This is a genomic window from Sphingobacterium sp. Lzh-3 (assembly GCF_046764375.1).
GTDB lineage: Bacteria > Bacteroidota > Bacteroidia > Sphingobacteriales > Sphingobacteriaceae > Sphingobacterium.
In genome coordinates, this window is the sequence record NZ_CP177226.1 from 5,852,558 (window position 1) to 5,872,220 (window position 19,663).

The 19,663-nt window shown below is 41.4% G+C and carries 17 protein-coding genes; 12 read left to right on the forward strand and 5 right to left on the reverse strand.

Annotation, left to right across the window (positions count from 1 at the left end):
- Positions 1–52 precede the first annotated feature (52 nt).
- Complete coding sequence (locus tag ACLCDV_RS24480) at positions 53–1,678, reverse strand: glycoside hydrolase family 10 protein (RefSeq protein WP_411972466.1); 1,626 nt, start codon at positions 1,676–1,678, stop codon at positions 53–55.
- Between the two features lie 94 nt (positions 1,679–1,772).
- Positions 1,773–2,879 carry an N-acetylglucosamine-6-phosphate deacetylase gene (gene nagA, locus ACLCDV_RS24485; RefSeq protein ID WP_411972467.1) on the reverse strand — a complete coding sequence of 369 codons (1,107 nt, stop codon included), beginning with the start codon at positions 2,877–2,879 and terminating at the stop codon, positions 1,773–1,775.
- A gap of 147 nt (positions 2,880–3,026) precedes the next feature.
- Between nagA and ACLCDV_RS24490 the strand changes: the two genes are divergently transcribed.
- From ACLCDV_RS24490 to lipB, 9 genes are all read left to right on the forward strand, one after another.
- Positions 3,027–3,158 (forward strand): DUF6728 family protein, encoded by a 132-nt coding sequence (locus ACLCDV_RS24490; protein ID WP_312128511.1) that lies wholly within the window; start codon positions 3,027–3,029, stop codon positions 3,156–3,158.
- Positions 3,159–3,170: 12 nt separating this feature from the next.
- Positions 3,171–3,557, forward strand: a complete 387-nt coding sequence (locus ACLCDV_RS24495) for a RidA family protein (RefSeq protein WP_075994494.1) — start codon at positions 3,171–3,173, stop codon at positions 3,555–3,557.
- A gap of 3 nt (positions 3,558–3,560) precedes the next feature.
- Positions 3,561–4,493, forward strand: a complete 933-nt coding sequence (locus ACLCDV_RS24500) for an EamA family transporter (protein ID WP_317669223.1) — start codon at positions 3,561–3,563, stop codon at positions 4,491–4,493.
- A 433-nt stretch (positions 4,494–4,926) separates the two neighbouring features.
- Positions 4,927–7,986 (forward strand): SusC/RagA family TonB-linked outer membrane protein, encoded by a 3,060-nt coding sequence (locus tag ACLCDV_RS24505; protein ID WP_411972468.1) that lies wholly within the window; start codon positions 4,927–4,929, stop codon positions 7,984–7,986.
- Between the two features lie 10 nt (positions 7,987–7,996).
- Positions 7,997–9,667, forward strand: a complete 1,671-nt coding sequence (locus ACLCDV_RS24510; RefSeq protein ID WP_343570852.1) for a RagB/SusD family nutrient uptake outer membrane protein — start codon at positions 7,997–7,999, stop codon at positions 9,665–9,667.
- 270 nt (positions 9,668–9,937) lie between these two features.
- Positions 9,938–10,363: a hypothetical protein gene (locus tag ACLCDV_RS24515; RefSeq protein WP_343570851.1), complete on the forward strand. Its 426-nt coding sequence runs from the start codon at positions 9,938–9,940 to the stop codon at positions 10,361–10,363.
- Between the two features lie 65 nt (positions 10,364–10,428).
- Positions 10,429–12,534, forward strand: a complete 2,106-nt coding sequence (recG, locus tag ACLCDV_RS24520) for an ATP-dependent DNA helicase RecG (protein WP_343570850.1) — start codon at positions 10,429–10,431, stop codon at positions 12,532–12,534.
- A gap of 510 nt (positions 12,535–13,044) precedes the next feature.
- Positions 13,045–14,235: a GTPase HflX gene (hflX, locus tag ACLCDV_RS24525; protein WP_293957187.1), complete on the forward strand. Its 1,191-nt coding sequence runs from the start codon at positions 13,045–13,047 to the stop codon at positions 14,233–14,235.
- A gap of 63 nt (positions 14,236–14,298) precedes the next feature.
- Positions 14,299–14,994 carry a lipoyl(octanoyl) transferase LipB gene (gene lipB / locus ACLCDV_RS24530; RefSeq protein WP_336837373.1) on the forward strand — a complete coding sequence of 232 codons (696 nt, stop codon included), beginning with the start codon at positions 14,299–14,301 and terminating at the stop codon, positions 14,992–14,994.
- Positions 14,995–15,175: 181 nt separating this feature from the next.
- Here lipB and ACLCDV_RS24535 read toward each other — a convergent pair whose 3' ends face one another.
- Entirely contained in the window at positions 15,176–16,396 is a 1,221-nt protein-coding gene (locus tag ACLCDV_RS24535) for a hypothetical protein (RefSeq protein ID WP_411972469.1), read from the reverse strand.
- A 288-nt stretch (positions 16,397–16,684) separates the two neighbouring features.
- Here ACLCDV_RS24535 and ACLCDV_RS24540 point away from each other — a divergent pair, with 288 nt between their 5' ends.
- Both ACLCDV_RS24540 and ACLCDV_RS24545 read left to right on the forward strand, forming a co-directional pair.
- Positions 16,685–16,903, forward strand: a complete 219-nt coding sequence (locus ACLCDV_RS24540) for a hypothetical protein (protein ID WP_343570848.1) — start codon at positions 16,685–16,687, stop codon at positions 16,901–16,903.
- A complete protein-coding gene (locus ACLCDV_RS24545) occupies positions 16,885–17,169 on the forward strand; it encodes a Txe/YoeB family addiction module toxin (RefSeq protein ID WP_343570847.1) in 285 nt (94 codons plus the stop codon). Before ACLCDV_RS24540 ends, ACLCDV_RS24545 begins: the two co-directional genes overlap by 19 nt.
- A 186-nt stretch (positions 17,170–17,355) precedes the next feature.
- Here the strand turns inward: ACLCDV_RS24545 and ACLCDV_RS24550 are convergent, their stop codons facing one another.
- Positions 17,356–17,736: a hypothetical protein gene (locus tag ACLCDV_RS24550; RefSeq protein WP_343570846.1), complete on the reverse strand. Its 381-nt coding sequence runs from the start codon at positions 17,734–17,736 to the stop codon at positions 17,356–17,358.
- Positions 17,737–17,770: 34 nt separating this feature from the next.
- Complete coding sequence (locus ACLCDV_RS24555; RefSeq protein WP_343570845.1) at positions 17,771–18,184, reverse strand: hypothetical protein; 414 nt, start codon at positions 18,182–18,184, stop codon at positions 17,771–17,773.
- A 187-nt stretch (positions 18,185–18,371) separates the two neighbouring features.
- Between ACLCDV_RS24555 and ACLCDV_RS24560 the strand changes: the two genes are divergently transcribed.
- Positions 18,372–19,643, forward strand: coding sequence for a hypothetical protein (locus ACLCDV_RS24560; RefSeq protein ID WP_411972470.1), 1,272 nt, complete (start codon positions 18,372–18,374; stop codon positions 19,641–19,643).
- Positions 19,644–19,663: the final 20 nt, after the last annotated feature.

The following is a 19,663-nucleotide window of genomic DNA, read 5'->3' on the forward strand; positions in this document are numbered from 1 at the left end:
ATATCTAAAATTCAGATATCCCTTTTTTCAGTGTTGATGATACAACAACGCGTTATTTTATCTTCTCAGCGGCATAAGGCCCTTCGTTACTCAGGCGGTCAACAGCTTTTACCGCAACATACTGCAGTTTTTTGTTGTTCAATGTCGTTGGAATATCCTTACTTGTAACTCCCGGATCTAAAATCTCATATTGCCATACCCCACCGTAGTTGAGGTATAATACCCATTTTGAAACCTGGTCAATTTGCTGGTGCTGCCATTTCGCAAAGATATTGCCTCCTTGTGGGGTCAGTAGCAAAGTCGGTTTCAACAAAGGATTTGCATTCAACCAAGGGCTTGTTGGCACCAATGCTTTCACCTGATAAGGACCATTCACCAAAGCTTGTGTCATGGCCGGGTTTTTGGTCAGTCCCGCCAAACTCCAGTGGATTACACCTTCCCGGTTATCAGGTAAGAGGGTCCGTGCGGCCTCCACCTGATTAACAATTTCCTGAACATACTCCGGACCACGTCTACCAACCGTATTGATGCCCGGCCAAAGGTGGCGCCCCAATGTATTCTCACTTTCCCACCATTTTAACAAAGCCGTATAACTCTGTTTGGCTGGCTGTATAGGCCAATACAACTGCGGAGCAAAATAGTCTATCCAGCCTTTGTTCAACCATAATTTAGCATCGGCATAAAGCATATCATACTGGCTAGATCCCTGAATTCCTGACGGATAACCAGGTTTCCAGATACCAAAGGGACTGACACCGAATTTCACAAAATTCTTCTCTTTCTTAATATCCTTATAAATACGTTCGATAAAGGTATTTACACTATTTCTACGGAAGTCTCCGCGCGATAGATCCCCACCATTACGTTTGTATTCATTGTAACTATCCGAATCCGGAAAATCCTGGCCACCATTATATTCCGCGTAAGGATAGAAATAATCGTCGAAATGCACACCATCGATATCATAACGTTTGACAATATCCATAACCACGCGCGCTGCGTGATCCTGTGTTGATTTTTTGGATGGATCAAACCAATAATAGCCCTGTTTCAATTTAACAACCGATTCGGGCATTTTACGTGCCATAGAAGCCGAAGTAACAGCACCGCCAGCAGTATGGTGGGCACGATAAGGGTTCAACCAAACGTGAAGCTCAATCCCTCTTTTATGCGCCTGTTCCACCCAGAAATCAAGCGGATCATAATAAGGGGATGGTGCCTGTCCTTCTGTTCCGGTCAAAAAGAAAGACCAGGGCTCAAGATCACTTTTATAAAATGCATCTGCTGATGGACGCACTTGAAAGATTACGGCATTAAAATTATTATTTTTCAAAAAATCCAAAATACCGATCGCTTCCTGTTGCTGTTCAGCTGTACTCAGGTTATTTTTGCTCGGCCAATTGATATTTGCAACCGAGGCCACCCAAGCTGCGCGAAACTCGCGCGGTAACACAGGAAGATCGACAACGATTTCCTTCTTCTTTTCTGCAACTGGCTGTTCTTTTGTTTCAATTGTATTTTTCACCCGTTCACGCTTGGGCACTGTGGGTGGATCTTTTTTTACAATTTCGACATTTGTAGTTGTCGCATTAACAGGCTCCTGTTTTTTATTTTTCTTGGATGAACAAGAAGATAAAACAAAAAGAGCTGTTGCCAAAAATAATAGGGAACGTTTCATCAATCTATAGAATAGTGTTTTTTCAAAATAACTAACGAAGATACATATAATATTGGTCAATGTCGGTCAATTGGCCAATCTTCTCCGAAATGGATCAATGTTTTAACTCACCTTTGAAGATCACCTGCTCCAACCTAAAGTCGTCATTAAAGACAATAACATTCGCTATGCTTCCAGCTTTGAGATTTCCGATATCCGCTCGCTTTAGCAAGTTTGCGGGATACAGCGTAGCCATTCGGATCGCTTCATCGCGTGATATACCTACCTTCTGCACCGCATTTTTTACCCCCTCAAGCAAGGAGATCGCCGCTCCTGAAATGGTGCCGTCCGGCAACGAATAATACCCATCGTTCAATACATGCTGGTATATATCTTTATCGCAAGCGGCTACAGCATCTGTAATCATAAACAGCCGGTCTCCCATCTGACGTTTCGCAATTTTTACGGCTTCAAAACTCACATGATGTCCGTCTACAATAATACTTGCCTGTGCTGTAGGATGATTAAAAATTGCACCGACCAACCCAACTTCCCGATGATGTAAAGGCGACATTGCATTAAACAGGTGGGTGCTTGTTGGAATTCCCAGATCATAGCCGTGCGTACCTTCCTCAAAAGTAGCATCACTATGTCCAGCACTGAGCAGCAAATTATAGCCCTGCAAATGCTGTAAGACATCGTCCGCTATACATTCAGGCGCTATGGTCATCATCTTGACAACCTGATTTCCGGCCAAAAGATCATCAATCTTTTCCTTTGTAGGCTCGATAATTAATTCCGCAGGGTGAGCACCCCGTTTTTTCGGATTCAAGAAGGGCCCCTCCAGATGCAGTCCTAAAAATGCATCATGCCGGAAGCCTTCTGCCACCCGAATAGCATCCTTAAATACGGGGATGGTATTTGTCGCCAGAGTCATCATAAAAGAGGTAGTCCCTTTATGGACCAAGCCCTCGGCGATACGCTCCAAGGAGGCCACACTACGCTCGGCAGAATATAAGTCCGATCCGTCACCATACAATTGCAGGTCAATCAATCCGGCACAAATATTGGCTCCATTAACTGGATAACTAGTGTAATCCGAAGGTACCTCGTGATCATTGACAATCGCAACGATTTTACCTTCACTGATCAGTAATGCTTTTTGTTCAAAAATCGCCTCACCAGTATATATTCTACCACCAATTAATGCTATCTTATTCATATAATTTTTTTTCGTTTACCAAGTTACCAAAATTCAAAAAAATCCGGCCACTTGTACAAGATTTTGTTTTATCGTCTACAAGGAGTTCCTTCAAAGTTTTTGATCTTTTCATTTTCACTTTCTAATTTACTGTTGTAACTTAGTTCCATGTACTTTTTTAGAAAGCGTAACGCAGATCGTCCCACAAACGGAAGCATAAAAGCCATGCATATTATTAATGCAACGGCTATTATTGTCTTTTTATTGGGCCTGATCTACAAAATATTTTTTACATCCTAAACACTGTTATCCATGTCAAAAAAAGAAATCTTAAATACCGACAAAGCTCCAGCTGCAATTGGTCCCTATAACCAGGCTATCAAAGCCGGTAATACATTATATGTCTCTGGACAAATCCCGCTGATTCCCGAAACAATGGAATTAATTTCATCGGGTGTGAAAGACGAAGCGCACCAGGTACTGAAAAATGTAGAAGCTATCCTGACACATGCGGGATATACTTTTGAAGATGTTGTCAAAGCTTCGATTTTCTTAAGTGATATGGGCAATTTTGCGCTAGTCAATGAAGTCTATGCGGAATATTTTAAAGAAGCGCAACCTGCACGCGAGTGTGTTGCGGTCAAAACTCTTCCCAAGAACGTCAATGTCGAAATTTCAGTCATTGCCTGGAAAGATTAATCCGTGGAAAATAGCAACGAAACAGCAAGCCGCGGAAAATATCTTTTCGCGGCTTTTTTGGCCCCTTTTATCTGGGGATTTATGTCTATCTCTGTACGCTGGATACGCGGCTATCCGGCCGAGGATATTCTGTATTTTAGAATAATAACGGCGCTCCTGATCCTCTGGATATACCTGTTGCTGTTTCGAAGAAAAACCATGCAAGCTGATATTCGGAAGTTCCAACTTCTACCTCGCGCGGACAAGCTCCGCCAGACCTGCCTTACCCTACTCGCGTCGGCGTTCATCTTTGGAAACTGGTTTACCTATATTTATGCGGTCAACCACATCAGCATTCAGTCTGCGGCACTGGCCTACCTGACCTGCCCCTTGATCACTGCTGCTGGAGCCTATCTCATACTCAAGGAAAAGCTAACGGGCTGGCAAAAAACAGCACTTTTTATTGCTTTTGGCAGTGTTTGTCTCCTTGCAAAAGGTTCGTTACATGATGTTCTCTGGGCTATTACTATTGCCACCTGCTACGCTTTTTATCTGATCGTACAACGGGTATCTACGGGTTTCGATAAACTCAATCAATTGGTGATCCAGCTCAGTATATGTGCATTGTTTGTGATCCCCAAACTGATCTACAATCATCATGCAATTCCGACAGAACCCATCTTTTGGGGCACCATATTTCTTATCGCATCTTTATTCACGATTATCCCCCTTTTCCTGAGCATGTATGCTCTCATTGGCATTTCATCAACAACAACCGGCGTTCTGCTCTATATTAATCCGCTGATCGCATTTACTTTGGCTGCAACCTATTTCCGAGAACCCGTTTCTACAATAAAATATATCGCTTACGGGATCATACTTGTTGCAATTATCCTTTTTAATATCAAAAACATCAAGCAGACTGTTTCCACACCGAAGACGCATGCAAGACAATAGATCATTCGTTATTTCCAAATAGCTCTTAAATCAAGTACACTGTCTGAAATTAAACAGATTACATCTTTCTGATGATGAAAGACAGTACTACAACCTTGGCTTAAAAAAATGACAAAACACATAAACAACTCACTATTAACACATTACACACGTAAAACACATTATATGTATCATTTTTGTTTCATAAAATTTTTGATTTTTGCTCAACTATAGTAAATTAGATCTTTATTAAGGAAAATCACACCGCTTTTTCTTCCTATAACTAGGTATTGAATAGCATACACACTATTACAAATAATCACTTATTTTGCCCCCCGATTATTCAATACCCTCTCTTCTAACCAAAATGCTAAATGGAATTAGCCCATTTCATTAAAAATTTCACCGTTATGAAAATATGTATATAAAAAATTGAATATAACACATATACTATATGAATAACAAATTATACTCTACATTAAGGGTGTTAGGTATTGTTCCAACAATGCTTTTTTCAGCATCTTTATTGCACGCGCAAACCAACCAGGTAAAGGGAACGGTTGTAGACGCTAAAACCAAAGCTCCTATTCCAGGTGCCACAATCAAAGTATTGGGCACTTCCAATGCAAGTTCTACGGATGTTAAAGGTGCATTTCAGATCAATGTCGACGATAAAAACCGTATACTAAACATCAGTACAGTCGGTTACGAAAATAAAACGGTCACATTGGGCCCTGGAGAAACGACAGTAACGGTGAGTTTGGAAGAACAAACCCAACAACTGGAAAGTGTGGTCGTTACTGCTTTGGGTATTAGCCGTGCACAAAAATCATTAACATACTCTACACAACAGGTCAGTGGTGACGAATTAAACAAAGTTAAAAGCACCAACTTAGCGAATAATTTAAACGGTAAAGTCGCCGGTGTTAACATTGCTTCCAGCTCTTCTGGACCAGGTGGTTCAGCAAAAGTGATTTTGCGTGGTAACAAATCGGCTTCCGGCAACAACCAGGTACTTTATGTTGTCGATGGGGTTCCAATCAATAACCAGACATTGGCAAGTCAGCCAGACAACGTTTTTGGTGGACAACGTGATGGTGGCGATCCTATTTCATTGATCAACCCAGAAGATATCGAAAACATTTCTGTATTAAAAGGAGCATCTGCGGCGGCATTATATGGTAGCCAAGCTGCCAACGGTGTTATTTTGGTAACAACAAAATCAGGTAAACAAGGGCGCACAACGATCAACTTCTCATCAAGTGCACAGATCGAACAAGCTGTATCGACACCTAAATTCCAAAACCAATATGGCCAAGGTTCGGGTGGTAAAAACAGTAACACCAGTGTATTTAGCTGGGGCGACAAAACCAATGGCGCCAACTATGATAATGTAGGTGAATTTTTCCGTACAGGTAGCAACTTCACCAATTCATTGACATTGTCTGGAGGTAACGAAAAAAATCAAACGTATTTCTCTTATGCAAATACGCTTGCAAAAGGTATTCTTCCAAAAAATGACCTGATGCGTCACAATTTCAACCTTAAGGAGAGTGCTTCATTTTTTGATAATAAGTTAACTGTTGAAGGTAGTGCCAATTACATTACCCAAAAATTGGATAATGCGCCTAGTTCGGGCTTTTATTACAATCCATTGGTTGGAACTTATCTATTACCACGAAGCTTAAATATCGCAGACTACAAAAATTACGAAACCTTTAACACAAGTCGTAATCTGAATGAACAAAACTGGTTCAGCCTAAGCGATAGCCCTACAACACAACAAAATCCATGGTGGATCGTCAATAGAAACCCTACTCAATCAACCCGAAACCGTTTGCTTTTAAATGGTAGCGCAAAATATAAGGTTGCCCCATGGATCAGCATTCAAGCCAGAGGAAGTGTCGATCGTACTTCAGAGGTTTGGGACCGCAAAGTCTATGCGAGCACACCGAATCCTTTAGGAAAAACAAATGGTAACTATAATTACACAAATACGACCATTACACAGCAATATGGTGATGTGGTTGCCAACATGAACTTTAATGTCAGTGATAAATTTCAGATTACAGGATTGGTCGGAACAAGTATCACAGACTGGAAAACCGAAGGTGTAGATTTTAACACAGGTATTGATGGATTAAAAATCCCCAATCAGTTCTTTATTCAGAACACAACAACTCCAGTGACTTCGACATTGTCGGCTAATCGGAGACAATTACAATCGGTATTTGCATCAGCAAACTTAGCTTATGACAACTGGATCTATTTAGATCTGACGGCGAGAAACGACTGGTCGAGCACATTAGCTTTCACAGGAACAAAATCTTTCTTTTACCCTTCTGCGGGATTGGGCGTCGTATTGAATGACAAGTTAAACTTGCCTGAATTTGTCAATATGGCCAAGGTTCGTGGTTCATATGCGGTAGTGGGCAATGACTTACCTCCTTATACTAGCTTATTAACAAACACCGTGAATCCATACGCAGTGTTGACAGTTAATGACATTGCTTTCTTAAAAACATTAAAGCCTGAAAAAACCAAATCTTTTGAGATCGGTACAGAATGGCGTATGTGGAACAACCGTTTGAATGTGGATGTTACGTATTACAAAACTAATACGACGAATCAGTTCTTCAAGGTTGCTGCTAGCCAAGCTTCATTAAACAAGCAATATGCGATTAATGCGGGCGATATCCAAAACCAAGGTGTTGAAGCATTGGTATCATTGGATGCTATTAGAAATGATAATTTCAAATGGACAACAAGCGTCAACTTCACCTACAATAAAAACAAAATAAAGAAACTAGCTGATGCTGTTCCTGAATTTAATTTAACTGGTGAAAATCAAAACAACTTTGCTTCCAAACTTGAAGTGGGCGGTTCTTTTGGTGACATTTACGGGCAAGATTTTGTTCGCGATGGTGAAGGAAGGATTATTATTTCTGAAGATGGTATTCCACAAAAAACCAATGCCTATACGAAGCTAGGAAACTCGAATCCAATTTGGCAAATGGGCTGGAACAATAGTTTCAATTATAAAAATTTCAACTTAAGTTTCCTGATTGACGGCAAGTTTAATTATGATGTCATGTCAATTACACAGTCGGTAATGGATGGTTATGGCGTATCTGCAGCAACTGGAGCAGCCCGAGCAAATGGTGGTGTTGCTGTAAACGGTGTTACACCAAATGGAACTCCTGTTTCTGTCGTTGATGCTGAGAAATGGTATACATCAACTGGGGGTATAGGTCCTGTCAGCAGCCAATATATCTATGACGGAACAGTCGTGAGGCTTCGTGAGTTGACCCTTGGCTATGACTTCAATATCAAAGATAGCTTTTTCAAAAAATTGCGTGTAAATGCTGTAGGAAGAAACCTATTCTACATTTCGAAAAAAGCTCCTTTTGACCCGGAAGTAACGATGTCAACAGGCAATTCGTTGAGCGGTGTGGATATCTTTATGATGCCTGCTACGCGTAATTACGGTCTTACATTAAATGCAACTTTCTAAACGATCAACAATGAAATTTAATATCAAACATATATCTAAATTCTCGCTTATCCTGTTACTTCTCGGAGGAACATTGACCAGCTGTACAAAGAATTTCGAAGAATACAATAAAAACAATATTGGGCTTACCGACGAAGATTTAAAAGGTGATGGACAGGATCTTGTGCTTTTTCTCAGAAATGCACAAATGTCTATCTATAACTTTTCCGGTGCTGGAGACCCTAACTCCTATCAGGTACAACAAAACCTGAATGCAGACGTTTTTTCAGGCTTTTTCATGTCACCTACGCCTTTCAATAGCGGACAAAACAACCTGAATTATGCCATGGTTAATGGATGGAATGGCGAACCGTTCCAGGTCTTATATCTTAACGTTATCAAATCCATTGAGAAGCTAAAAAGCAATGGACTTGCAGAAACATATCCAGCACTATGGGGCTCGGCTTTGGTGATCAAAGTAGAAGCGGCCAGTCGGGTGACAGATATTTATGGCCCTATTCCATATAGTAAAGTCGGCACCTCCAACACCGTTCCATACGACAAACAATCCGATGTATATGCTGCTTTCTTCAAAGAGCTTGATGAGGCTGTAACCGCATTGAAATCGTACAAAGCAGATAGTCCAATGGCTGCTAAAATTGACCAGATCGATCTTGTATTTCCGAATACAGATAATCAGGTCAGATTTAAAAATTGGTTGAAAATTGCCAATTCATTGCGCCTTCGTTTAGCGATGCGTTTGGTTAAAATCGACGCGACGTTAGCGAAAACACAAGCTGAAAAAGCATTGGATCCAGCAAATGGCGGTGTCTTGGAAAGCAATAGCGAAAACTTCAAGATCACTATACCGGCAGATGGTACCTACAGCAACCCGCTTTGGTTTATTTCCAAAAACTGGGCCGATACCCGTATCAATGCGACGCTTTCTTCTTATATGACAGGATTGAACGACCCGCGTATCTCTAAATACATGGCACCTGTCATTAAAGATGCAACAACAACGGCGTTCGCTGGTAAATACATAGGTATCCGTGCAGGTGCTGATGGTATCGAAAAGGATAAATACCAAAAGCTATCGGCTTTGAATACCGAAGGTACAACACCAACTTTCGTAGCGACAACAGCACCGGTATTGATGACTGCTGCTGAGGTTTATTTCCTACGTGCCGAAGCAGCATTGAGAGGTTGGAACAATGCCGGTGGAACAGCGCAATCACTTTATGAAAAAGGAGTGGAAACTTCCTTTACTCAATGGGGTGTAACATCAGGATTGAGCACTTACCTAAATGATAATACCAGTAAGGCTGCAGCTTACGAGGATCCTTTCAATGCGAAGAATAACGCAGCTTCACCAAGTGCTCTTACAATCAAATGGAATGAGGGTGCGACCAATGAAGAAAAATTGGAACGTATTATCACACAAAAATGGTTGGCAATCTTCCCTGAAGGACAAGAGGCTTGGAGTGAATTCCGCCGTACAGGATATCCTCGTTTATTCCCAGTTGTTGTCAACAATAGCGGTGGACTGATCGATACTAAAATACAGATCCGTCGTTTACCGTTCCCACAAAATGAATACAATACAAATGCAGCCGAAGTACAATCTGCAATCTCCTTGTTGGGCGGACCTGACAACGGCGGTACCAGACTTTGGTGGGATGTAAATAAGGGTAATTTCTAATCGAGAAATCATCCGAAATAAATCTTAAACAGGGCTGTCCAAAAAGATTGGACAGCCCTCTTTTTATGCAATTAATACCTACCCTCCAACTTTAACCAATTCTCTTCTCTTCTCTTCTCTTCTCTTCTCTTCTCTTCTCTTCTCTTCTCTTCTTCAGCATTTTGCGATGCCACAAGAAAATACCAAAATACTTAACAAAAACTTAATAGAAATTTCCTGTAGCAGAGACGAAAAATTACCCGTTCGATTAAAAAAACCAAGAAGAATATTATGAAAAATCTTTCCATTTTGGGTATGACCACCCTCTTAGCATGTTCCATGTTATTCGTTGTCTGTAAATCGGAATCACATTTAGAAAACCCCTACAAAGACAAAACGGAAAAGGAACTTGAGTCGCTTTCCAATGAGAAGTACAGCAAAATCGTTGCCTTCGCCAGCCCCAAAGCATGCAGTGATGCTACAGAATGGGAAATGATAGAAATACGGACAGTATGTGGGACAAGTTATCTTCCCTACCACAAATCCGTTGATAAAACAACCTTGCAAAATATGATCAACGACAACAACCGGCTGATGGAAATATACCAGCCTATGATGGCGCCCAGAATAAATTGTGCCCCTTATCGCAAACCATTGAGCGTGATCTGTAAAGAAGGAAAAGCAGACATTAAATATGAAGAACCTGCTTCAAAATAGTCACACTAGCCCAAGAAACGGCTCCATAAACGCATAAATTTTCGTAATTTAGCCATTCAAGAAGAATGGCTGAATTAAGTTTAATTACCCCCATAGAATACCTCAAAGGTGTAGGTCCACAAAAAGCAGATGTACTCAAAAAAGAGCTACAGGTGTTTACCATTGGTGATCTATTGACGCAATATCCTTTCCGTTATATCGACCGTACGGAGTTTCATAAAATCCGGAAACTTCATCCCGATATGATGGCAGCACAGGTCCTGGGTCGTCTGGTTTCTTTACAGCTCGTGGGCGAGAAAAGAACGAAACGTCTTGTAGGTTCTTTCAAAGATGAAACCGGCTCCATGGAGCTTGTCTGGTTTCAGTCCATTCCATGGCTTCAAAAATCATTGAAAGTTGGTTCGGCCTATATTATTTATGGCAAACCAAGCGAATTCAATGGCCAGTTATCCATTACCCATCCCGAAATGGATCTGTATAATCCGCAGGTAAAACAGATCGGCAATATGAGTTTACAGCCGGTTTATTCATCAACAGAAAAACTCAAAAAGTTCAATCTGGATACCAAAGGAATCCAACGCTTACAACAGACTGCTTTGGAAACCGTATTCCGTAGTATTGACGAATCGCTTCCTCAGGAAGTTCTCACTAAACATGGCCTCATTTCGCGGCAGCAGGCTCTCGCCTCCATACACTTTCCGAGCGATCAAAAGGAGCTTAATCAAGCCATCAAACGTATCAAATTTGAAGAGCTATTCTTTATACAGCTCAAGCTGCTCAACAACAAACAGCTCAATACCCAGAAGTTTAGAGGCCAGCGCTTCAATAAAGTCGGTGAAAAATTCAACACATTCTTTAAAGAGCGCCTTCCGTTCCCGTTGACAGGCGCACAGAAGCGCGTTGTGAAGGAAATCCGCATAGACACCAATACCGGCGCGCAGATGAACCGTCTGGTGCAGGGCGATGTCGGATCCGGGAAAACAGTTGTTGCCCTCATGAGTATGCTGCTCGCTGTCGACAATGGATTTCAGGCCTGTATGATGGCGCCAACAGAAATCCTGGCGACACAACATTATCATGGACTCAAGCAGCTCGTTGGCGATGACATTGTCAATATCAAGCTACTTACAGGCTCCACAAGCACGAAGGAACGCCGTTTGATCCACCAGGCACTGGAAGATGGCAGCTTAGATATTTTAATTGGCACCCATGCCCTGATCGAGGATAAGGTGCAGTTCAAAAACCTGGGCTTCGTTGTTATTGACGAACAGCACCGTTTTGGCGTGGAACAACGGGCCAAACTCTGGCGGAAGAATGTCATTCCACCACACATGCTGGTCATGACAGCCACACCAATTCCACGGACATTGGCGATGACCATGTACGGCGACCTGGACATCTCCGTGATAGACGAATTACCTGCTGGGCGTAAACCCATCAAGACTGTTCACTTTTTTGAAAGTTCGCGTTTGCGGATGTTTGGTTTTATGCGCGAGGAGATCGCCAAAGGCAGACAGGTCTACCTGGTATATCCCCTCATCAAGGAAAGCGAAAAACTGGATCTGATTTACCTGGAAGCAGGCCTTGAGAATTTGCAACGCGAATTTCCACTACCTCAATACAAGATCAGTATTGTTCACGGCAAGATGCCCGTAAAAGATAAAGACTTTGAGATGCAGCGTTTTGTCAAACATGAAACGCAGATCATGGTTGCGACTACTGTTATTGAAGTGGGGGTCAATGTTCCGAATGCCTCAGTCATGGTCATTGAAAATTCCGAACGTTTTGGGCTATCCCAGCTGCACCAATTGCGTGGCCGCGTAGGCCGCGGTGCTGAACAGTCTTTCTGTATCCTGATGTCGGGCAATAAGCTGAGCAAAGAAGGACGCTTAAGGCTGGATACAATGGTGCGTACCAATGACGGGTTTGAGATTGCGGAAGTCGACTTGCAGCTACGTGGTCCGGGCGATATATCGGGCACCCAACAGTCGGGTGTACTTGACCTCAAGATGGCGAACCTAGCGACAGATCAGGCATTGCTTACCGAATGCCGTAACACCGTCATTGCTATCTTCAAAGAAGACCCAACACTACAAAGCGAAAAGAATCAGTTGCTGCGAAGCTTTCTGGCAAGAAAATCCGATGGCATTGCCTGGGATAAGATTTCTTAACCGCATGTCATTTTCGCGAGAAAAAACGGGGCCAGCAAATCAATCAATAACGTGTTTAAGTGAATAAACAGAGCGCATTGGAATCTAAAGACCGATCGTCAACATAAATAGGATACGAATTGTTATTAATTAGCGCTTGAAGACAATTTATCTTTTTTGTATATAAAACCAAATTTATTTACTTTTGCATCATTATGAACATGATATAGAAAAATATCCCTTCTTTTACTAGGCAAAAGATGGCGACCGAACGCTTACATATTTTGAGTTGCCCTGGTAAGCAAAACACAGGAAATTTATTGGTTAATGGAGAATTATGTCATAATCGGCATCAGTCTTGTGTGGTGTACAAACGCATAAATTCTTAAATTTACCTTTTCAAACAAAAACCGGGCTTGCGAGCTCATTGAAAATAATTAAAAAGTGAACGTATAACAAGGGGTAGGCAATAGCATACATTGCAAAGCTTAATGACCTGCCAACTTCACTTGAAAGACTTAATAGTACAAAATGGCCAGATTTAAAATACACGATACAGCTATAAAACCCGAAACAGCCGTCTTGGTGAGTGTCATCACACCAAGTGTGACGGAGACAAAAGCAAAAGAATACTTGGAGGAACTTGAATTTCTTGTACAGACTGCCGGTGGCGAGACCAAAGGTATGTTTACACAGAAACTGGGCTTCCCCGATCGCGCTACATTTGTCGGCAGTGGAAAGCTGGAAGAAATAAAAGCATACGTCGAAGCCGAGGAAATCGACATCGTTGTTTTCGACGATGAGCTTTCACCTTCGCAATTGCGCAATATTGAAAAAGAACTGAAACGCAAGATATTGGACCGCTCCAATCTCATCCTGGACATCTTTGCCCGTCATGCCAAAACTGCACAGGCGAAGACACAGGTGGAATTGGCACAGCTGCAATACCTTTTACCTCGTTTGACCCGTATGTGGACCCACTTGGAACGTCAGCGCGGGGGTATTGGTATGCGTGGTCCGGGTGAGTCACAGATCGAGACCGATAGACGGATCATTCTGGACAAAATTTCCTTGTTCAAAGAACGCCTAAAAGCAATCGACAAGCAAAACGAGACACAACGAAAAAACCGTGGTGAGATGATCCGTGTAGCTTTGGTAGGTTATACCAATGTCGGAAAATCGACGATCATGAATATGATCTCCAAATCTGACGTATTGATCGAGAATAAACTTTTCGCAACATTAGATACGACAGTACGTAAAGTTGTTATCGACAACCTTCCTTTTTTGCTTTCAGATACCGTTGGTTTTATCCGCAAACTGCCGCATCACTTGGTGGAATGTTTCAAATCCACATTGGATGAAGTTCGGGAAGCCGATGTCCTGATTCACGTAGTCGACATCTCCCATCCGAATTTTGAAGATCATATCCAGGCGGTAAACGAAACATTGAAGGACCTTAAAGCGCTGGACAAACCGGTGATTACGGTGTTCAACAAAATTGACCTTTATAAACCGGCCGTCGAAGAAGGGCACGATGGCGAGGAGATCGAGGTCACGTTGGATGATTTCCGTAAATCATGGATGGCAAAAAATTCAGATCCCGCAATCTTTCTGTCAGCAACAAATAAAACGAATATCGAAGAGTTCAAACAAAAACTTTACGATATCATTGTGAAGATGCACAATGAACGTTACCCATACAATAACTTATTGTATTAATTTTGACAAACAATGCTGTGAATGGGGCCTTATGTTCCATTCACAAGCTTAAAAAAATACGAAATGAACAAAGAGGTGCAGTTTCAAGATTGGGGGCTTGTCGATTATCAGGAAGCCTGGGACAGACAAGAATCCATCTTTAAGGGCGTATTGGACATTAAACATGACAATAGGGTCAACGCAACAGCAACCAGTACCCCGAACTACTTGATCTTTACAGCACATCCCCATGTTTATACCTTAGGGAAAAGCGGGCACGAGGAGTATTTGCTGTTAGATGAAAAAGGACTGGAAGAGAAAGAGGCCAAATTCTATAAGATCAACCGGGGTGGCGACATTACCTATCACGGTCCGGGACAGATTGTCGGTTACCCGATCCTGGATCTCGACAACTTCTTTACCGATATCCATCTTTATCTGCGTACACTGGAAGAGGCCATCATACTGACCTGTGCTGATTTCGGTATCGAAGCCGGGAGATATCCCGGGTTTACCGGTGTATGGATAGAACCCGATAAACCGACGGCGCGCAAAATCTGTGCGATGGGGGTTCGCGCTTCACGCTGGGTGACCATGCATGGTTTTGCATTCAATGTCAACACAGACCTTGCCTATTTTGGCAACATCATTCCTTGCGGTATCGACGATAAGGATGTAACGTCTTTAAAGCGGGAACTTGGCAAAGAAGTCGATATGGAAGACGTGAAAGAAAAATTGAAAGGACATATTGCAAAACTCTTTGAAATGCAGGTAGTCTGATTTAAGATTTCAATAACATCCAAAGGCCCTTTGAAAGCGGAGTTTTAATTTCCCTTCAAAGGGCCTTATTTTTTGAGCATCCCTGTTCCTGCTCGTTAATAAATCCTTGTTAACATCACAAACGAAAGATATTTTCAAACGCTTGGAAATCTATACTTGCCCCCTACACAATTTCGGCGTATTAACAATAATACATGCACTCATAGCCGGCCAGTTTTCCATCGACAAATCTGAAAATAAATAACCCGGCATCGCCATTTTGAATATAGTACGTATGTGGCGTTGAAATCCAATCTGCTGAAAGTAGTTCACCAAAGTGGTTTACAAAGTCTTTTTCTGCGTAATTGGCATCCATCCGCTCGTTGCCCATGACAATGGTTTCGCCATCACTAAAAAACAGCTTATATATCGTACCGACCACTTTCCCTTTATAGTTTTCTTCGAAGGCAACGATCATATTCGGTGTTTTATAGTAATACCGCGGCTCCCAGCCACATTCGGGCATATCGGGAATTTCGGAAACCCGTTGTAAAGCGAGTTGCTTCATCTGCGCATCTGTAATTTTGCCGTCAGATAACGACACTCCTTTCCATTCGAAATGGAAATTCAACGCTTTCAGTTTCTTGGCATAAACTTCGGACTGGAGCTCATTTTGGAATTTATTGGCCAAAAGTAATTCAAAGTCTATATCAACTTTGGGATCTACTATTCCCGCTTGGGCATAGGATTCCTTCCAATAAGTAAGGGCCTGGTTTAATTTGGGATACTTGGTCCAACCGATCTCACGCAGGCGGCCAACTGCTGCAAGCTCTTTCTCCTGATCCTTTCCTTTTACGGCCAGATATTCTTTTAGCACCTTGTCGTACGTTAGTTCAGACCCCAAAAATTTCATCTGAATATACTCCGGACTTTCATGAAAGTGGTCTCCAATGTAGACCCATCCATCTATGTAGAGCGGCACATAATCGATACATACCATTTCATTGAGTCCTGCCCTACGCACAGCGGTACTTGTTGTATTAGGAGCCTTACGCACGCGCAATTGTGATACCTGTACATAGAAATGTGGGCATTGGGCATCTGTTGTTCCGCGATAGAAATATTGCTTTGGCTCGCCGGCAGATCTTTTTCCGAACATTGCACTTTTGAGGGGCTGACGGTCAATATAGCCGATATCCCCATTACTCACCTGCACCTTATACTGTGTATTGGTGGAATCTAGCAGGTAAACAGGTGCCTCGGTCGGAAACACCCCCAGAAGGTCTTTATTATTTCCTGCTTCACGGTAAAGGTGCCCCCATGTTGAGGTATATAATGGCCGCTGACCTGCTGGCTGTGCTACTGCCTGATGCACAAAACAAGCTAAAAGCAGACAGCATATAACAAATACTTTTTTCGACATAACATTAATTCTTTGAATACAGGACTAGTGGCCGCTCCATTGCGATCAGCCGCAGGGAAAGAGACATCTATAAATGCAACAGAAACTTTTTCTGGCTGCCGGCCAAACACGCACCGTTGCAATAACGAAATTAAAACAAAAAGGAGGCCAATGAAATCACCGGAATCAGGTATTTTTATTATAACCCGCCTCTGCGACATGCTATTCATTTGTAAACTAACAAAATAGTTTTCGTATCTTTGTAAGTAGAGTATAAAGTTTGACCGCTAGAATTAAAAAGGCAAGATTATGACAACAACAGTATTTTCATTTGAATATTCTTCCAGTTCTTCGGAAAGAAAAAAAATCATTGCTGTTCTGAAGGCCCTTGGCGTGAAAAATGTCTCTATTCAGGAAAAAGAGCTCCCTTCGGATCTATCACAACTGATCGAGGAAGGGAGAAATGATTTAAAGGAAGGGAAGACAAAAACTGTAACGGCCAAGACTATATGGGACAGTATCAAATAGAACTCTCGGTAAAAGCACAGAAAGATCTTCTTCAAATAAAGAAGCGAGGAAGCAAAATCGATATGAGTAAGGTCGTAAAACTCCTCGAAGAATTAGAGAACCACCCGAGGACAGGAACCGGCCTTCCTAAACCACTCCGAAATAATGTCGATGCAGAAATATGGAGTAGACGACTGAACCAAAAAGATCGAATCATATACGAAATAATTGATTCTAAAATCATAGTATTAGTGTTCAGCTTTATAGGCCATTATGACGATAAGTAAACCTAATTATCATCATCGATTTTTAAAAAAAATATTTTACCTTAAATCTATATTACCGACCTATACCGTATCTGCGGTGATATGCCCCTCGTGTCAATTCAGAAAAATTTGGTGAAGTCGATTAACTAAAAAGACCGAGTCCTTTACGAAATACCATTTGCATAATACGCTTCCGTGGGATTAAGGCTACTTTTTGTTTAATAAACTCACCTGTCCTTCCAATGACTGGATTGTTTTTTCCTGTGCCTTGACTGTTTGCTCTAAGGCATTGACCAGCTGCCTATAAATTCCGAGGCCTTCGGCAGTGGCAGGAGCTGTTTCGGCAGGTGGAGCACTTACCACATTCCTCTCATCCTTCCGCATCATAGTTCCTTCGCCCATGAGTAACCAGGCCGGACTAATGTCGGGATGTTTAGACAGTATAGCAACCATGGCATCGGAACTGAGTGCAGTATTTTTCTGCCCTCCCTTGAAGTTTGCATAGGAAAGTTGCACCTCTTTGAAAAATTCGGTTTTGCTGATCCCTTTGGTTTCAGCGATCAGCAGCACTCGTTCCTTTACATTCACCTATAGGTCCCTTTTAAAAATCGTCGATTATTTACTAATTCTTTAAGGATTCGATCTCCCGCTCCAATGAAGACAATAATCTCTCCAAAGACATAATTGTCTTCTCTTGAGATTTTATCGTGATATTTTGTGAAGCTATAACCTGTCTCAAACTATTTATCACAGAGTTCGCAATTCCCTCCAATTCGGGAGTTAAATAAGTTTCCTCTTCTTCTTTTAATACGAGCTTAGGCTTTAGCATCTCGCCTTCACCCTTTAGCAACCACTCAGAAGAATATTGCGGATATTTTTCAACAAGATTTATTAGCCATTTAGATTGTATATCAGTTCCATTGGCAAGCGCACGAGTAAAAACCCCTTTACTGGCTCCTATTGTAGCTTCAAAAGCTGAAACGCTCATCCCCTCCCTATCTGCAACAATCTTAATTCTCTTCAAAACAGAACTCATTACCGAAAATTTTAATATAAAATATTTGTTTTACCGAAAAATAGTTCTTAATTTAGCATCAAAGAAGACAATTATAAACTACTTTACAAACCAAAAAATATATGAAACCAACAAGGCTTTAGATCAGTGCACAGATCATAATTAGCCTTACGTAGCAGTTTCATCAACTTCAAAAAAATATAATCTGATGAAAAATACGCAAAAGAAACTAAAAGCGAAACATTTTCGCTATTTAACCCAAGAATACATCGATGATCCGATGAAATATCTCATCGAGTTCTTTGAAAGCGAAACATCCATACCTGACTGGTTAGCGGACCTAAATACGCTAATTAACGCGGCTTCAAACGCAAAGATGAACCCACCACGTTCCTCTACCGGATATCTCACTAGAAAATTAATTGAACAGGTGGAATTGGCCTATGTCATTTTTAGGAAATGTAAATTAAAAACAATAGAACATCCCTTGAAGTTCAACAAAGGCGTTTCAGACTACTGGAGTCAGCTATTATCAACAGACTCCTGTGCAAGTAATATTGATACAGCAGCAGACAGCATTAGCCGTTTTTTTTCTTACGAGTCTTTACAACAATGGTACAGCATTCTTGATGATTTATGGATAAGTTTAGGAGACAGAGATAACGGCTTTTTAGGCAATAACGGTCATGAAATTGTTGCTGTAAAAGAATTCTTACTGCGTCTAGCGGCTTCTCTCGGAAAGATCTATGAAAATCAAATACCTCCAAACAATGTTATAGAAAATCAAGAAGACATTGCAGATGAGCAGTGCCAAACCCAGCAATCTTTGGACGAAACAGAAGACGAAATACTTCACCCAAAAAAACGCATCATATCGCCCGAATGGCTTGCTTCCCAACCGTATTCCATCTCAGCATTAAAAGATTTCTTTGATAGAGACAATCTAAATGGCTGGCGAGAAGATATTCGATATTGGTACCAAACGGTCATCGACGAAAAAGAATTCTGGTCTGCTAATCATGAAAACAGTAAATTTTCGGGGGCAAATCTACTCTTTAACTATGCTTGCCTTTACGCCTTATTAGAAATGTTATCCAATAAATCTGAGGAATACCCTATCCTTCCAATGCGTATTGATAATTCATTTTCAATATTGCCCGAATGCCAATCAGTTTTGATTAGGCATGCAAAAGAGGAGATTATACTTTATTATGTATCGAATGAAGAACTAGACAATCCTTTGTCAGCACTATTAGCAACAGTTAAAACATACGATCAACAAGAATGGAATGAAATCTTGTATGAATGGATCAACTATGGCCTCGCCAAAAACCGATATACCGGCGCCTATTCAGATTACAGTACACGAATTTACCAGACTATGATCAAAATAATAGAACTCTCCTATTTAACAGCTTTTTCTGAAGAGATAGAATCTCTCAATCAAAAACAAACAGCTCTTCTAGAAACAGAAATATAAAGCCCATTTATTCAATCCAT

Coding starts and splice junctions, on each gene's coding strand:
- ACLCDV_RS24480 (WP_411972466.1), bottom strand. CDS start 1,678: ATGAAACGTTCCCTATTATTTTTGGCAACAGCTCTTTTTGTTTTATCT.
- nagA (WP_411972467.1), bottom strand. CDS start 2,879: ATGAATAAGATAGCATTAATTGGTGGTAGAATATATACTGGTGAGGCG.
- ACLCDV_RS24490 (WP_312128511.1), top strand. CDS start 3,027: ATGTACTTTTTTAGAAAGCGTAACGCAGATCGTCCCACAAACGGAAGC.
- ACLCDV_RS24495 (WP_075994494.1), top strand. CDS start 3,171: ATGTCAAAAAAAGAAATCTTAAATACCGACAAAGCTCCAGCTGCAATT.
- ACLCDV_RS24505 (WP_411972468.1), top strand. CDS start 4,927: ATGAATAACAAATTATACTCTACATTAAGGGTGTTAGGTATTGTTCCA.
- ACLCDV_RS24510 (WP_343570852.1), top strand. CDS start 7,997: ATGAAATTTAATATCAAACATATATCTAAATTCTCGCTTATCCTGTTA.
- ACLCDV_RS24515 (WP_343570851.1), top strand. CDS start 9,938: ATGAAAAATCTTTCCATTTTGGGTATGACCACCCTCTTAGCATGTTCC.
- recG (WP_343570850.1), top strand. CDS start 10,429: ATGGCTGAATTAAGTTTAATTACCCCCATAGAATACCTCAAAGGTGTA.
- hflX (WP_293957187.1), top strand. CDS start 13,045: ATGGCCAGATTTAAAATACACGATACAGCTATAAAACCCGAAACAGCC.
- lipB (WP_336837373.1), top strand. CDS start 14,299: ATGAACAAAGAGGTGCAGTTTCAAGATTGGGGGCTTGTCGATTATCAG.
- ACLCDV_RS24535 (WP_411972469.1), bottom strand. CDS start 16,396: ATGTCGAAAAAAGTATTTGTTATATGCTGTCTGCTTTTAGCTTGTTTT.
- ACLCDV_RS24540 (WP_343570848.1), top strand. CDS start 16,685: ATGACAACAACAGTATTTTCATTTGAATATTCTTCCAGTTCTTCGGAA.
- ACLCDV_RS24545 (WP_343570847.1), top strand. CDS start 16,885: ATGGGACAGTATCAAATAGAACTCTCGGTAAAAGCACAGAAAGATCTT.
- ACLCDV_RS24555 (WP_343570845.1), bottom strand. CDS start 18,184: ATGAGTTCTGTTTTGAAGAGAATTAAGATTGTTGCAGATAGGGAGGGG.
- ACLCDV_RS24560 (WP_411972470.1), top strand. CDS start 18,372: ATGAAAAATACGCAAAAGAAACTAAAAGCGAAACATTTTCGCTATTTA.